This is a genomic window from Cupriavidus sp. GW822-FHT02D05 (genome assembly GCF_058802485.1).
Genome location: NZ_JBXAOE010000039.1, coordinates 35073 through 49073, shown reverse-complemented (window position 1 = coordinate 49073; position 14001 = coordinate 35073). Strand labels below are relative to the sequence as shown.

Annotated in this window: 11 protein-coding genes; 9 read left to right on the top strand and 2 right to left on the bottom strand. The window is 67.1% G+C overall.

The features are described 5' to 3' along the window. Window positions 1-113 precede the first annotated feature (113 nt). From AC1RQK_RS35500 to AC1RQK_RS35490, 3 genes are read left to right on the top strand one after another with little or no spacing between them, the layout of a single operon-like run. Complete coding sequence (locus tag AC1RQK_RS35500; protein ID WP_416052185.1) at window positions 114-779, top strand: amino acid ABC transporter permease; 666 nt, start codon at window positions 114-116, stop codon at window positions 777-779. After that, the gene (locus AC1RQK_RS35495) at window positions 776-1432 is read left to right on the top strand and encodes an amino acid ABC transporter permease (protein ID WP_174424714.1); all 657 of its coding nucleotides are present in this window, start codon (window positions 776-778) and stop codon (window positions 1430-1432) included. Before AC1RQK_RS35500 ends, AC1RQK_RS35495 begins: the two co-directional genes overlap by 4 nt. Beyond that, a complete protein-coding gene (locus tag AC1RQK_RS35490) occupies window positions 1413-2141 on the top strand; it encodes an amino acid ABC transporter ATP-binding protein (RefSeq protein WP_492814066.1) in 729 nt (242 codons plus the stop codon). Before AC1RQK_RS35495 ends, AC1RQK_RS35490 begins: the two co-directional genes overlap by 20 nt. Window positions 2142-2341: 200 nt before the next feature. Here AC1RQK_RS35490 and AC1RQK_RS35485 read toward each other — a convergent pair whose 3' ends face one another. Both AC1RQK_RS35485 and gnd read right to left on the bottom strand, forming a co-directional pair. Further along, window positions 2342-3304 carry a chemotaxis protein gene (locus AC1RQK_RS35485; protein WP_416052184.1) on the bottom strand — a complete coding sequence of 321 codons (963 nt, stop codon included), beginning with the start codon at window positions 3302-3304 and terminating at the stop codon, window positions 2342-2344. 204 nt (window positions 3305-3508) lie between these two features. Then, the gene (gene gnd / locus AC1RQK_RS35480; RefSeq protein WP_492376663.1) at window positions 3509-4546 is read right to left on the bottom strand and encodes a phosphogluconate dehydrogenase (NAD(+)-dependent, decarboxylating); all 1038 of its coding nucleotides are present in this window, start codon (window positions 4544-4546) and stop codon (window positions 3509-3511) included. Window positions 4547-5063: 517 nt separating this feature from the next. Between gnd and AC1RQK_RS35475 the strand changes: the two genes are divergently transcribed. From AC1RQK_RS35475 to AC1RQK_RS35450, 6 genes are all read left to right on the top strand, one after another. Next, window positions 5064-6302, top strand: a complete 1239-nt coding sequence (locus AC1RQK_RS35475; protein WP_492814063.1) for an MFS transporter — start codon at window positions 5064-5066, stop codon at window positions 6300-6302. A gap of 486 nt (window positions 6303-6788) precedes the next feature. Continuing rightward, window positions 6789-7490, top strand: coding sequence for an MgtC/SapB family protein (locus tag AC1RQK_RS35470; protein WP_463322600.1), 702 nt, complete (start codon window positions 6789-6791; stop codon window positions 7488-7490). Between the two features lie 27 nt (window positions 7491-7517). Continuing rightward, window positions 7518-7874 carry a hypothetical protein gene (locus AC1RQK_RS35465; protein WP_492376661.1) on the top strand — a complete coding sequence of 119 codons (357 nt, stop codon included), beginning with the start codon at window positions 7518-7520 and terminating at the stop codon, window positions 7872-7874. 438 nt (window positions 7875-8312) lie between these two features. Further along, window positions 8313-9479: an efflux RND transporter periplasmic adaptor subunit gene (locus AC1RQK_RS35460; protein ID WP_492376660.1), complete on the top strand. Its 1167-nt coding sequence runs from the start codon at window positions 8313-8315 to the stop codon at window positions 9477-9479. Beyond that, window positions 9472-12612, top strand: a complete 3141-nt coding sequence (locus AC1RQK_RS35455; RefSeq protein ID WP_492376659.1) for an efflux RND transporter permease subunit — start codon at window positions 9472-9474, stop codon at window positions 12610-12612. The genes AC1RQK_RS35460 and AC1RQK_RS35455 overlap by 8 nt, the downstream gene beginning before the upstream one ends. Before the next feature lie 10 nt (window positions 12613-12622). Further along, window positions 12623-13984, top strand: a complete 1362-nt coding sequence (locus tag AC1RQK_RS35450) for a TolC family protein (RefSeq protein ID WP_492814060.1) — start codon at window positions 12623-12625, stop codon at window positions 13982-13984. Window positions 13985-14001 lie beyond the last annotated feature (17 nt).

Here is a 14001-nt window from a genome sequence, read left to right as displayed (position 1 = left end):
CGGCCCAAGCCACGGGAAGCCGTGCCCGGCGGGCAGCCGCTGCGGCATGGCGTACTGCGCCAGCTCCGCGCTCATGAGCGCCCCAACCGGGCGCCTCCACCGATCGCTACCGCATGTCCTACCAATTCGATTTCCTCTCGGCCTTCGACTACGCCGGCGTATTCGCGCACGGCGTCAAGGTCACGGCTGAACTCACCGCCATGGGCGGCGTGCTGGGGGTGACCCTCGGCATCGCCTGCGCATGGGCGCGCACCCAGGGCCCGGCCTGGCTGGCGGCCGTCGCGGGCGGCTATGTGGAGCTGATCCGCAATACGCCATTCCTGATCCAGCTGTTCTTTATCTTCTTCGGCCTGCCCAGCGCGGGCGTGCAACTGGGAGAAATGCAGGCCGCCATCCTGGCCATGGTGATCAATCTTGGCGCCTACAGCGCGGAGATTGTCCGCGCGGGCATCGCGGCCGTGCCGCGCGGCCAGCTTGAAGCGGGCGCCAGCCTGGCGATGTCGCCCTTCCTGGTGTTTCGCCACGTGGTGCTGCGCCCCGCCCTGAAGAAGATCTGGCCGGCGCTGTCCAGCCAGGTGGTGATCGTCATGCTGGGCTCGGCGGTGTGCTCGCAGATCGCGGTCGAGGACCTGACCTTTGCCGCCAACTTCGTCCAGGGCCGGAATTTCCGCGCGTTCGAGGTCTACCTGCTGACCACCGCCATCTACCTGCTGCTCGCCATCGGGCTGCGCCAGGTGCTGCGCGGCATCGGCGGCATGCTGTTCCGGAGGGCGTCATGACCGATTTTTCAACCTGGGACATCCTGCGCAACCTGCTGATGGCGGTGCGCTGGACCGTGGTGCTGTCGCTGGTGGCCTTTGCCGGCGGTGCCGTCATCGGGCTGCTGGTGCTGCTGATGCGCATCAGCCGGCGCGCGCCGCTGCGCCGCGCGGCGTGGGCCTTTATCGAAGTGTTCCAGGGCACGCCGCTGCTGATGCAGCTGTTCCTGGCGTTCTTCGGCCTGGCGCTGTTCGGCGTGGAGATCCCGGCCTGGCTGGCCGCTGGCCTGGCGTTATCGCTGTGGTCCGGCGCCTACCTGGCGGAGATCTGGCGCGGCTGCGTCGAGGCCATCCCCAAGGGCCAGTGGGAAGCCGCCGGCTGCCTCTCGCTGGGCCACCTGCAGCAGATGCGCTACGTGATCCTGCCGCAGGCGCTGCGCATTGCCATTGCGCCCACGGTGGGGTTCGTGGTGCAGATCATCAAGGGCACGGCGCTGGCGTCCATCATCGGCTTTGTCGAGCTGTCCAAGGCGGGCACGGTCATCACCAACGCCACCTTCAGCCCCTTTACCGTCTACGCGCTGGTCGCGCTGATCTACTTTGCGCTGTGCTGGCCGCTATCCCGCTACAGCCGTCACCTGGAAAGGAAGCTCAATGTCGCTCATCGCCATTGAAAACGTAAAGAAGCGCTTCGGCGCGAACGAAGTGCTCAAGGGCATCGACCTGAAGGTGGAGGCCGGCGAGGTGATTGCCATCATCGGCAAGAGCGGCTCGGGCAAGAGCACCTTGCTGCGCTGTATCAACGGCCTGGAGAGCATCGACGAAGGCAACATCACCGTGGCAGGCGCCAAGCTCGGCAGCAGCGAGCTGGAGCTGCGCGCGCTGCGGCGCAAGGTCGGCATGATCTTCCAGCAGTTCAACCTGTTCCCGCACCTGAGCGCGGGGCGCAACGTAATGCTGGCGCCCACCGTGGCGGCCGGCGTCAAAGAGCCGGAAGCATTGAGCCGCGCGCGCGAGTGCCTGGCCAAGGTGGCGCTGGGGGAGAAGTTCGACAGCTATCCCGACCAGCTTTCCGGCGGGCAGCAGCAGCGGGTGGCGATTGCGCGCGCGCTGGCCATGCAGCCACGGGCGCTGCTATGCGACGAGATTACCTCGGCGCTGGACCCGGAGCTGGTGGTGGAGGTGCTGAACGTGGTGCGCCAGCTGGCCAGCGAGGGCATGACGCTGCTGATGGTGACGCACGAAATGCGCTTTGCGCGCGAGGTGTGCAATCGGGTGGTGTTCATGCATCAGGGGCGCGTGCATGAGATCGGGCCGCCGGAGCAGCTGTTCAACAATCCGGCTACGCCGGAGCTGCAGCAGTTCCTGGGAATGGCAGCCTGAGTTGGCCTGCTGACAAACCAGAGGCATTCGCCGAAGCCGCCGAATGGGCCAACGCCGAGCGCCATGACGAAGGCTGTTTTCTCCCTCTCCCCTCATGGGGAGAGGGCCGGGGAGAGGGGCGGTTTGGCTAGGAGCCACTTGAAGCGAAGCCAACGGTATTATCCCGCCCGCCCTCTCCCCCCCTGCCCCTCCCACAAGCATCAACGTGCCAGCACGCCCCGGATCGTATCCGCCAGGTCCTTCGCCAGGAACTTCGACACGTAAGCATCGGCCCCCACCTTGCGCACGTGGTCTTCGCTGGCCGTCCCGGACAGCGAGGAGTGGATCACCACCGGGATCGACTTGAAGCGCGCGTCCGCCTTGATCTTGCGGGTCAGCGTGAAACCGTCCATCTCGGGCATTTCCAGGTCTGTCAGCACCAGCGCGATCTCGTCCTGCACGGTGCGGCCGTTGGCGGCGGCATGATCGGCGATCTCGCCCAGTTGCTGCCAGGCTTCCTGGCCGGTCTTGGTCATCAGCACCGGCACGCCCATGGCCTTGAGGCCTTGCTCGATCAGGCTGCGGGCAAAAGCGGAATCGTCGGCGGCCAGGATCTTGGTGCCGGGGCGCAGCGTCAGTTGCGGCCCGACCGTCTTGGGGTCCACTTCCGGCTGGCGGGTCGGCAGCACGTCGCGCAGGATCTGCTCCACGTCCAGCACCTGGACCAGGCGCGGGTTCGCGGGATCGGCCTCGTTATGGAGCTTGGCGATGCTGGTCACCATATCGCCCCGGACACTGGTCTCGGCCGAGACCACCTGGTTCCACTCCAGGCGCACGATTTCTTCCACGGCTTCCACGGCAAAGCCTTGCGTGGAGCGCGCGTATTCGGTCACCAGCAGGATGTTCAGGCCGCTGCGCGGCGTGCATCCCACCATCTTGGGCAGATCGATCACAGGAATCACCTGGCCGCGGATATCGGCCATGCCGAGCATGGCCGGGCCGCCGCCGACCACGGTGGTGACCTGGGGCATTACCAGGATTTCGCGGACCTTGAAGACGTTGATGCCGAACAGTTCGCTCTGCGCGGACTGGTCCGACTCGCCCAGGCGGAACAACAGCAACTCGAACTGGTTGTTGTTGGTCAGGTTGGTCCGTTCGTCGATGTCTCTCATCGAGCTGCTCATACGCTTCCTTTGTCCCCGCAATGCGCGGGCTCGCTGCGCGGTGTTGATCGTTTCCCCGGGCCCGGCATCGCCGCGTGGCTCCAGCGGTGCTTGGCGCTGGAGCGGCGCGCTGCAATGACGGGCCACTGCTCCGGCTAACGGCCAATCTTTGGGGAAATTTAGCGGCAACGCGGCAAAGGACTGACGAATTCGCGCCCCACCCCATTAAAGTGCGGAATCAGGCAGGCCGGCGGGGCGGCTGGCGTGCGCGATACCGGACTCCCCGCCGCCATGCTCTTCCACATGCCCGCCAAACCCAAAGCGCATGGCCGAGAGCAGCCGCTCGCCATAGGTGTGATCCTGCCGCGAGCGGAACCGCGCAAACAACGCGCTGGCTAGCACCGGCACCGGCACGGCCTGCTCGACAGCCGCGTCGATCGTCCAGCGCCCCTCCCCGCTGTCAGCGACTTCGCCAGAGAAACGCGAGAGCTTGACGTCGCTGGCAAGCGCCTGCGCGGTGAGATCGAGCAGCCACGAGGACACCACGCTGCCGCGCCGCCACACTTCGGCGATATCCGCCAGGTCGAGCTGGAAGCGCTCAGCCTCGGGCAAGCTTTCGGCGGCCTTGGTCTTGAGGATGTCGAAACCCTCGGCATAGGCCTGCATCAGGCCGTACTCGATGCCGTTGTGGACCATCTTCACAAAGTGGCCCGCGCCCGCCGGCCCGGCGTGGATATAGCCGCGCTCGGCGCGGTCGTTCGCGGGGTTGCGCCCCGGCGTGCGCGGTATGTCGCCATAGCCTGGCGCCAGCGTATCGAACAGCGGATCGAGCCGGCCGACGACCTCCTGCTTGCCGCCGATCATCAGGCAATAGCCGCGCTCCAGGCCCCAGACCCCGCCCGAGGTGCCTACGTCCACATAATGCAACTGGCGCGCCGCCAGCTCGCCAGCGCGCCGGATATCGTCCTTGTAGAAGGTGTTGCCGCCGTCGATGATGACGTCGCCGGGCTCGAGCAGGTCCGCCAGCGCCGCGATCATCTGCTCGGTGGTGTCGCCTGCCGGCAACATGACCCAGATCGCGCGCGGGGCGGCCAGCTTGCCAACCAGCGCCTCGATGCTGGTGACGCCGACGGCACCGTCCGCCGCCAGGGCCTGCACCTTGTCGGCGCTACGGTTGTACACCACCACCTCATGCTGCGCGCGCAGCAGCCGCCTTGCGATGTTCGCGCCCATGCGCCCGAGCCCTATGATTCCGAGTTGCATATCCGGTCCTCTCACTGAGTCATTGGTGATGAAACTGGTGGCGAACCCTGCTGCCACGAGGCATTGTCTACCTCTCCGAGTGCACTTGCACAGGCCTCGCTGCCCTCGTGAACGTGCCACTTAGCGCACTTCAGCCAGGCCTGCCCCGCGTTCGGGCGCACTCGGGGGGCTAAATTCCGCAACCCGGATTTACACCAACTAAACAGCCGCTTAAAATTGCCCAGCCAGCAGCGGCGGATTTGCATACGACCGGGCGGCTCCGATTTCACCGGCCAGCTTCTGGGGACACAGGCCGACTAACCGCCCCCTAGCCATGTCCCTGCTCATGCTGACAGCCCACCGCCTGCGCCCCGCCGTATCGACCCGCCGCCTCGAGTAGCGCCCGCATCACACCTTCGCTACCCGCTTCGCATTCGCCCCAAGACCGCACTCTCCCGCGCGCCCAAAGCATGGCGCGCCACGGTTCGTTGTCCGGGCTCTGCGCTTTCAGCGCCAAGACACTCGCCTTCGCATCGCCATGTCCGCAAACAGCACGACCCTCGCCGCCCCGGAATCCGGGGAACATCAGCAAGGCAGCATCAACCGGCGCATCGTCGCCATCGTCTTCTTCAACTTCATTGCCTACCTGACGGTCGGCCTGCCGCTGGCGGTGGTGCCCGGCTTTGTCCACGGCGATCTTGCCTATGGCACGGTCGTGGCCGGGCTGGCGGTCAGCATCCAGTACCTGGCCACGCTGCTGAGCCGCGCCTACGCCGGCAACCTGTGCGACCTGCAGGGTCCCAAGAAATCCGTCACGCTCGGGCTCACGCTGGTTGCCGCCAGCGGGTTGTTGGCCGTGGTGTCCAGCCTGTTCGTGTCGATCGGCTGGCTTAGCCTGGCGTGGCTGTTCGCCGGCCGGCTGATGCTGGGCGCGGGCGAGAGCCTGGTGACCACCGGCACCATTGCCTGGGGCATCGGCGACGTGGGCGCCCGCCATACCGGCAAGGTGATCTCGTGGAATGGCATGACCACCTACGGCGCGCTGGCGCTGGGCGCGCCGGTTGGCGTGCTGCTGGATGCGCGCTGGGGCTTTGCCTCGCTGGGCATCGTCACCACCGTCATGGCCCTGGCCGCGTTCACGCTGGCCCGGCGCAAGGCAGCGGTGCCCACGGTAAAGGGCGCGCGCATGCCGTTTCGCACCGTGTTCCGCCACATGACGCCGTTTGGCCTGTGCCTGGCGCTGGGCTCGGTGGGCTTTGGCGCCATCACGGCCTTTGTCACGCTGTACTACGCCAGCCACGGCTGGGACCATGCCGCGCTGGCGCTGACCAGCCTGGGCGTGAGCTTTGTGGTGGCGCGCCTGCTGCTGGCCGATAGCATCGGCCGCTTTGGCGGCTATCGGGTGGCGCTGTGCTCGTTTGCCGTGGAAGCCGCCGGCCTGGCCCTGATCTGGCTTGCGCCGACACCCGCGCAGGCGCTGATCGGCGCCGCCGTCACCGGCTTTGGCTTTGCCTTGGTGTTCCCGTCGCTGGGCATGGAGGCGGTCAAGCTGGTGCCCCAGAGCAATCGCGGCTCGGCGCTTGGCGCCTATGCGCTGTTCCTGGACCTGGCGCTGGGGCTGACCGGCCCGGTGGCCGGCGTGATCGCCAGCCATGCGGGCTATGGCTCGGTGTTCCTGTTCTCGGCCGCGGCGGCGCTGGGCGGGCTGGGCCTGAGCCAGGTGCTGGCGGCGCGGTCGCGGCGCGCTGCCGTGCCGGCGCCGACGCCGACGCACTGACTATCGCAACGCGCCAATCTCGCGGCACGCCAGATGAGGCCGCGAGATATTCCGATGCGATGAATTGATTCGGGAATTTCTTGATCTATTTTCAGACTTGTCCGATTGATTTTCAGGCAATCTACATGCATTCAACCTTCAAGATCGATTAATCGCAGGCATCCGCCGTTTTGTGCTTGACCCATTCAACTTGCGCCGCTACAGTACGCGGGTTCTTAATTCCAGGGCTACCCAGTGAGCACTTGTTCCGACGACAGTAGTCGATCCAGGATCGGCACCTCCGCCTGACGGGCCACGGTATCCCTAGCGACCGTGCCCCGCTTGCGGCACGGTGCTTTCGAGGCCAGACGTCCTGTCTCGCCTCTCTTCTTGAATACGGCTTCATTCTTCTGATCGCGCCTGCGTTGCAGCACGCCGCTGCCTGTGCTTGCCCGCGATTTGCACAAGACTCACCGGTGCTTCCTGCTCAATACGGGAGTTCTCATGGTGTGGCACGAATTTGCCCTGCGCTTGCTCGAAGCGCTGGCGCTGGGCGCTTGCATCGGTACCGAACGGCAGCTGCGCCAGCGCATGGCAGGGCTGCGCACAAACGCGCTGGTCGCCGCCGGCGCGGCCTTGTTTGTTTCGGTTTCCGCCTTTACGTTTGACCCGCAGGGGCATGCGCGCATTGCCGCGCAGGTCGTCTCGGGCATTGGCTTTCTCGGCGCCGGCGTCATCATGCGCGACGGCCTGAACGTGCGCGGCCTGAATACCGCTGCCACGCTGTGGTGCTCCGCCGCCGTCGGCGTGCTTGCCGGCCTTGGCCATGCGCTGGAAGCCGCCATCGGCACCGCCTGCATCCTGTGCGCCAACTTTGGCCTGCGCATGCTGGGCCAGCGCATCAATCGCAACGGCACGGCCACCGCGCCGGAAGTGGAGATGGTTTATCGCATCACCACGGTCTGCACCGCCCAGGAAGAAATCCGTGTGCGCGGCTTGCTGCTGCATGCACTGACCGAAATGCCCGCCCTGCTGCTGCAGTCGCTGCACAGCGAGGACACCGCCGCTGGCGGACACATCGAAGTCCGCGCCGATGTGCTGGCCGCGCCCGGCCATGAAGGCAAGCTGGAGCAGATCGTCAGCCGCATCAGCATGGAAAAGAGCGTTTCCCTCGTGCGCTGGGCCATTCCGGCCGGCGCGCTCGAATAACCCCAAGGAGAAGGAAAGGAGCTGGATATGCGTTTGTTCAACTGGATGCTCCCCCAGGCCCCCAACCGCCGCGCCGCCCAGGCGAGCCGCGGCACAGCCGCCCAGCTGTTCCAGGTGGTGCTGCTCTGCAAGGATGACTATGGCGCCCGGCTGGAGCGGCAGATCCGCCAGGAGCTGGCCGCGCGCGACCTCTCGCTGCAGCGCCTGCGCACCCGGCAGTGCGAGCGCCGCGAGCTGGTCGAGATGCGTGTGCTGGTGCATTGCCAGCCGGGCGGCAGGCCCGGCATGGTCAAGCTGGTGCAGCGCCTTGGCCTGGAGCCGCTGGTTCGCGCCGTGCGCTGGGAAACCGTGCCGCAGCCCGAGCGCGCGTTAGCCGCGGCCTGAGCGCAAGGCCCGCCCGCCAAGATCCACCCTGATTGCCTGAGGAAAAACATGGACCCAGACCCTTCTAGTAGGCAGCGCCGAAGGCACGGCGTGTTCCAGCTGGCCTGATTCCGCGCCCGGCATCCTGCCGGTGCCGCGGCACCGGCTACCTGGACCCGCCAGGCTCCCATTGCGTTTCGCGCCGTCCCGGCCGCGTGCGCGCCGGACCCGCCCCGCCTTCCGCGCCGCCTTCCCCCGTTAGCAAAGCGGGCGCTTTCGCCCATCACCGGTTACCTGCGTGGATTTGCCACCCCGCAGCGCCGGGGATGCGTCACGCCTGTCGAATCCTGTCGTCGGTGGATCCTGAACCTGCGATTCCACCGACGACGCACCGGCAACAAGCGGTGCCCCTGTCCTGGCTGCCGCCACGGCAAGTGCACCGACCGAGGAGAAAAATCCATGCAAACGCCCACCACCCGCCAAAGCTTGCCGCTGCGCCGGCAGCCAGGCCTTGCGCTCGCCGCCGTCTGCGCGGCATGTCTCGCACTGGCCGGCTGCGATGGCGCCAGCCTGTCTGGCGCCATCGCCAACACGCCCAAGCACAGTACCGAACCGGTCCGCGAGGGCAACTTCATCACGGTGCCCGAGGCCTCGCCATTGCGCACGCAGTTGCAGGTGCAGACCCTCGTCGAGCAAGCGCTGGAGCGTCCCATCGAGGTACCGGGCTCGATCGAGCCCGATGCCGCCAAGCTGGTCAAGATCGTGCCGCCAATGCCCGGGCGCATCGTTCGCCTGCACGCTGCCCTGGGCGACACAGTGCGCAAGGGAGACCCGCTCTTCACGCTGGATTCCGCCGAGCTGAGCGCGGCTCAGGGTGAGGCCAGCAAGGCGCGCGCGGCGCTCCTTGAAGCCAAGCTGAACCTGGAGCGCCAACGCACCCTGTTCGACGCGGAAATCGCGGCACGCAAGGACTATGAACAAGCCCAGCTGGCCTACGCGCAAGCCAACAGCGACGCCGTGACCACGGCCGCCCAGCTCGCGCAGCTTGGCGCCGGCACCGCGCCGCAATCGCACCGCCAGTACACCATGCACGCGCCGCTGTCCGGCCGGGTGATCGAGCTCGAAGGCGCGCAGGGCGGCTTCTGGAACGACAACGGCGCACCGGTCATGACGGTGGCCGACCTGTCCACGGTCTACCTCGCGGCCAGCGTGTCGGAGAAAGACATCGCCTCGATCTTCGTCGGCCAGCCCGCCGAGATCCTGCTCAACGCCTACCCCGGCAAGCCCGTGACCGGCAAGGTCCGCTACATCGGCGAGATCCTCGACCCCGACACCCGCACCGTCAAGGTCCGCGTGGCCATCGACAACGCGGACGGACGCTATCGCCCCGGCCTCTTTGCCAAGGTGACCTTCGCGGGCGAAAAGCATGCGGCACTGCTGGTGCCGCCCACCGCGCTGCTGCAAAGCGGGCTCTACACGCGCGTGCTGGTGGAGAAAGCCCCACTGCGTTTCGAGCCGCGCGTGGTCACCACGGGCGCGCATGCCGACGGGCAAGTCGAGATCCTGGCCGGGCTCAAGGCCGGCGAACGCATCGTCGTGAAAAACGGAGTGCTGCTACATGATTGACCGCCTCGTCACCCTATGCTTCAACCGGCGCGCCATCGTCTGGCTGGTCTTTGCGCTGGTGGCGCTGTACGGCGCCTACAGCTGGAAGCAGCTGCCCGTGGAGGCCTATCCGGACATTGCCGACGTTACGTCGCAAATCGTAACCCAGGTGCCAGGGCTCGGCGCGGAGGAAATCGAGCAGCAGATCACCATTCCGCTGGAGCGCGCGCTGCTGGCCACCCCCGGCATGCATGTGCTGCGCACCCGCAGCCTGTTCGCGCTGTCGCTGATCACCGTGGTATTCGAGGATGGCACCGACGGCTACTGGGCGCGCCAGCGCCTGCAGGAACGGCTGAACGAGGTCGACCTGCCCTACGATGCCAAGCCGGGGCTGGACCCGTACACCTCGCCTACCGGGGAGTTCTACCGCTACACGCTGGAGTCCACGACGCGCGACCTGCGCGAGCTATCCGAACTGCAGACATGGACCGTGATCCCGCGCCTGAAGAAGGTGCGCGGCGTGGTCGACGTGACCAATTTCGGCGGGCTCACCACGCAGTTCATGCTGGAACTCGACCCGGCGCGGCTGACGCAGTACAACCTGACGCTGACGCAGGTCACCGAGGCGCTCAACGCCAACAACGTCAATGCGGGCGGCAGCGTCATCGACCGCGGCGAACAATCGTACGTGGTGCGTGGCGTGGGCCTGCTGCGCTCGCTCGACGACATGGGCAACGTGGTGGTCACGAGCAAGGACGGCACCCCCGTGCTGGTCAAGGACCTCGGCACGCTGCGCTACGGCAACGTGGAGCGGCGCGGCATCCTGGGCAAGGACGACAACCCCGACACGATCTCCGGCATCACGCTGCTGCTCAAGGATTTCAACGCATCGGAAGCGCTTGCGGGCGTGCACGAGGCGGTGCGGGACCTGAACGACAACTTGCTGCCCAAGGACGTGAAGGTGGTCGCCTACCTCGACCGCACCTCGCTGATTGACGCCACCATGCGCACGGTGGGCTTCACGCTGACCGAAGGCATGCTGCTGGTGGGCATCGTGCTGCTGCTGTTCCTGGGCAGCCCGCGCGCGGCGCTGATCGTGGCGCTGACGATTCCGCTCTCGCTGCTGATCGCCTTTGTCTTCATGTATCACCTGCGCATCCCGGCCAACCTGCTGAGCCTGGGCGCGATCGACTTCGGCATCCTGGTGGATGGCGCGGTGGTGCTGGTGGAGAACATCCTGCGCCGGCGCGAGCAGGACAAGGACCGCGCGCTCACCCCGCGCGACGCCATCGAGGCCACCTTGCAGGTGGCACGACCGATGTTCTTCGGCATGCTGGTGATCGTTGCGGCCTACCTGCCCTTGTTCTCATTCGAGCGCATCGAGTACAAGCTGTTCTCGCCGATGGCGTTCGCGGTTGGCGCGGCGTTGATCGGTGCCTTGATCGTTGCGCTGGCGCTGGTGCCGGGGCTGGCCTGGATTGCCATGCGCAAGCCGCGCCACGTGTTCCACAACCCTGTGCTGGACTGGCTGGGCGTGCGTTACCGCGCGGCGCTGGAGCGCGGCATCGGCCGCATCCGCTGGGTGGCCGCCAGCTGCGCGCTGGCGCTCGCCTGCGTGCTGGCGCTTGGCGCCACCATCGGGCGCGACTTCCTGCCGTACCTGGATGAAGGCTCGCTGTGGCTGCAGGTGCAGATGCCGCCCGGCATCACCCTGGAGCGCGCCTCCGGCATGGCCAGCGAGCTGCGCCGGGTAACCCGCGAGTTCCCGGAAGTCTCCTACGTGGTGACGCAGACCGGCCGCAACGATGACGGCACCGACTACTGGACGCCCTCGCATATCGAGGCCAGCGTTGGCCTGCATCCGTACAAGACGTGGGCCTCGGGCATGACCAAGCAGCAGCTGATCGACAAGCTGGCGGCGCGCTACGCGCAGATGCCAGGCTACTCGGTGGGCTTCATGCAGCCGATGATCGACGGGGTGCAGGACAAGCTTTCCGGCGCCCATAGCGACCTGGTGGTCAAGGTGTTCGGCGAGAACCTGGGCGACGTGCGCCGCATTGCCGGCGAAGTGGCCACCGCGCTGCGCGGCGTGCCTGGCGCCGCGGATGTGGCAATCGACGTGGAGCCTCCGCTGCCCAACCTGAAGATCGACCTGGACCGCGCCGCCGCCGCACGCTACGGCATCAACGCAGCCGACGTGGCCGAGCTGATCTCCACCGGCATCGGTGGATCGCCGGTTGGCCAGCTCTATGTGGGTGAGAAGAGCTACGACATGACGGTGCGCTTCCCGCCGGCCATGCGTGCCAGCGCATCTGGCGTGGGCGACCTGATGCTGACCGCGGCCAATGGCGCCAAGGTGCCGCTGGCGCAGGTCGCACGCATCAGCACCGTGTCCGGCGAAAGCGTGATCGTGCGCGAGATGGCACGCCGCCACATCATCGTGCGCCTGAACGTGCGTGACCGCGACCTGTCCGGCTTCCTCAAGGAGGCCCAGCCCGCCATCGAGCGCGCCGTGTCCTACGACCACAAGCGCATCCAGATCGAATGGGGCGGCCAGTTCGAGAACCTGGAACGTGCGCAGGCACGGCTCGCCATCATCCTGCCGATGACGCTGGCGCTGATGTTCGTGCTGCTCTTTGCCGAATTCCGCAACCTGCGCCAGCCGGCGCTTGTGCTGCTGGCGGTGCCCCTGGCCACCATCGGCGGCCTGGCTGCGCTGCATCTGCGCGGCATGACGTTGAACGTATCCAGCGCGGTGGGCTTTATCGCCCTGTTTGGCGTAGCCGTGCTCAACGGCGTGCTGATGATCTCGCAGATCAACCGGCTGCGCGCGCAGAACGGCTTGAGCCTGCGCGAAGCCGTGATCGAAGGCGCGGCAAGCCGCATGCGTCCGGTGCTGATGACCGCCACCGTGGCCGCCATCGGGCTCACACCGGCGATGCTGGCGCGAGGTCTCGGCAGTGATGTGCAGCGGCCGTTGGCCACCGTGGTGGTTGGCGGGCTCTTTACCGCCACCTTGCTGACCCTGCTGTTGCTGCCCGCCCTTTACTACCTGGTTGAAGCCCGCGCGGAGCGTGCGGCGCAAGCGGCCAGGGGGTCGGAAACCGATGCCGAAGGCGATGCGGCGGCAACCAGCGCCGCCGGCCAGGCCTGAGGAGAATCCCATGCAAATCAAAGACAAGAACTTGCTAGCGGCACCCGCCCTGCGCCACCTCTTCCTGGCAACGTCGATGCTGGCGGCATCCGCATCCTGGGCGCAGGACGCGCCCGCCACCGCCACCGCCACGGCCCGCGCACCGGTCCGCTTCTCCTCCTATCTCGACACGGTGGAGCGGCAGAACATCGGCCTGTCCGCGCAGCAGGAAACCATCCGCGGCGCCCAAGCCGAGATCTCGATCGCCGGCGTGCGCCCGGACCCGGTGCTCAAGTACGGTCGTGGCAGCATCGAGACCAGCCGTGCGGTGTCGCCCAAGCCGCCGCGCACCCATGAGTTCGAAATCGAGATCCCCATCGAGCTGGGCGGCAAGCGCAGCGCGCGCATCCGCGCCGCCGAGAGCAACCTGCGCCTGACCGAGGCGAACCTGCAGGGCTTCAAGCACACGCTGTACCAGGAATCCGCCACAGCCTTTGTCGAAGCCTGCCGCAGCCGCGAGGCCCTGGTCCGGCAGGAATCAACGCTGTCCGCTCTGTCCAATGTGGTACGCGCCAACGAGATCCGCCGCAAGGCGGGCGACATCGGTGGCCTGGAGCTGTCGCAGTCGCGGGTCGAGCGTGACCGCTTCACCGCCGAGGTGAAATCGGCGCGCGCCGCCGCGCAGGCCGCCATGCAAAAGCTGTCCATCCAGCTTGGCGTGCGCGTGGCCGAGGCCTTCGGCAACGCGCCGCTGGCTTGCGAGTTCCAGCCCTATGATCCTGGCACCGACAGCGGCGCGCTGATCGCCCAGGCGATGGAAGCGCGCGACGAGGTCCGGATCGCCCGCGCCACGCTGGAGAATGCCCGCGACAAGTCGGGACTGGCGCGCGCCAACCGCTGGGTGGATCCCAGCGTGAGCTTCGCGATGACCATGACCCCCGGCGTGCGCGGCACCACGGACGATGAGGGCCAGCCCAACGGCGACGCCACGGCGCGCTCGCGCATGCTGGGCGTGTCGGTATCGATTCCCCTGCCCTTGTCGCGGCTGCAGCGCGGCGAGCTGATCCAGGCGGAGTCGGAGGTCACGCAGGCCATGCTGGCCCTGCGCGAGGCCGAGCTGAAAACCGAGGTCGACGTGCGCAACGCGCTCATCGCGTTCCAGGCTGCGCAGGACAACCTGCAACGTTACCGCGACTCGGTGATCGCCGACGCCGACCGGGTGCTGGACGGCATGCGCCAGTCGTACCGCCAGGGCTCTGCCTCCCTGCTGGAACTGCTCGATGCGCAACGCACCGCGGACGAGACCTACCTCGACTACCTCCAGGCCCAGGCGGACCTGGCGGGCGCCACGGTGGAGCTGCAACTTTCCACCGGCTTGCGGCCCGCGCTTTAACGGCCCGGCGCGCCCCG

What these genes read in the sequence shown, in the direction of transcription:
- AC1RQK_RS35455 (WP_492376659.1), top strand. Translation starts at nt 9,472, where the DNA reads ATGATTGACCGCCTCGTCACCCTATGCTTCAACCGGCGCGCCATCGTC.
- AC1RQK_RS35490 (WP_492814066.1), top strand. Translation starts at nt 1,413, where the DNA reads ATGTCGCTCATCGCCATTGAAAACGTAAAGAAGCGCTTCGGCGCGAAC.
- gnd (WP_492376663.1), bottom strand. Translation starts at nt 4,546, where the DNA reads ATGCAACTCGGAATCATAGGGCTCGGGCGCATGGGCGCGAACATCGCA.
- AC1RQK_RS35450 (WP_492814060.1), top strand. Translation starts at nt 12,623, where the DNA reads ATGCAAATCAAAGACAAGAACTTGCTAGCGGCACCCGCCCTGCGCCAC.
- AC1RQK_RS35465 (WP_492376661.1), top strand. Translation starts at nt 7,518, where the DNA reads ATGCGTTTGTTCAACTGGATGCTCCCCCAGGCCCCCAACCGCCGCGCC.
- AC1RQK_RS35500 (WP_416052185.1), top strand. Translation starts at nt 114, where the DNA reads ATGTCCTACCAATTCGATTTCCTCTCGGCCTTCGACTACGCCGGCGTA.
- AC1RQK_RS35460 (WP_492376660.1), top strand. Translation starts at nt 8,313, where the DNA reads ATGCAAACGCCCACCACCCGCCAAAGCTTGCCGCTGCGCCGGCAGCCA.
- AC1RQK_RS35495 (WP_174424714.1), top strand. Translation starts at nt 776, where the DNA reads ATGACCGATTTTTCAACCTGGGACATCCTGCGCAACCTGCTGATGGCG.
- AC1RQK_RS35485 (WP_416052184.1), bottom strand. Translation starts at nt 3,304, where the DNA reads ATGAGCAGCTCGATGAGAGACATCGACGAACGGACCAACCTGACCAAC.
- AC1RQK_RS35475 (WP_492814063.1), top strand. Translation starts at nt 5,064, where the DNA reads ATGTCCGCAAACAGCACGACCCTCGCCGCCCCGGAATCCGGGGAACAT.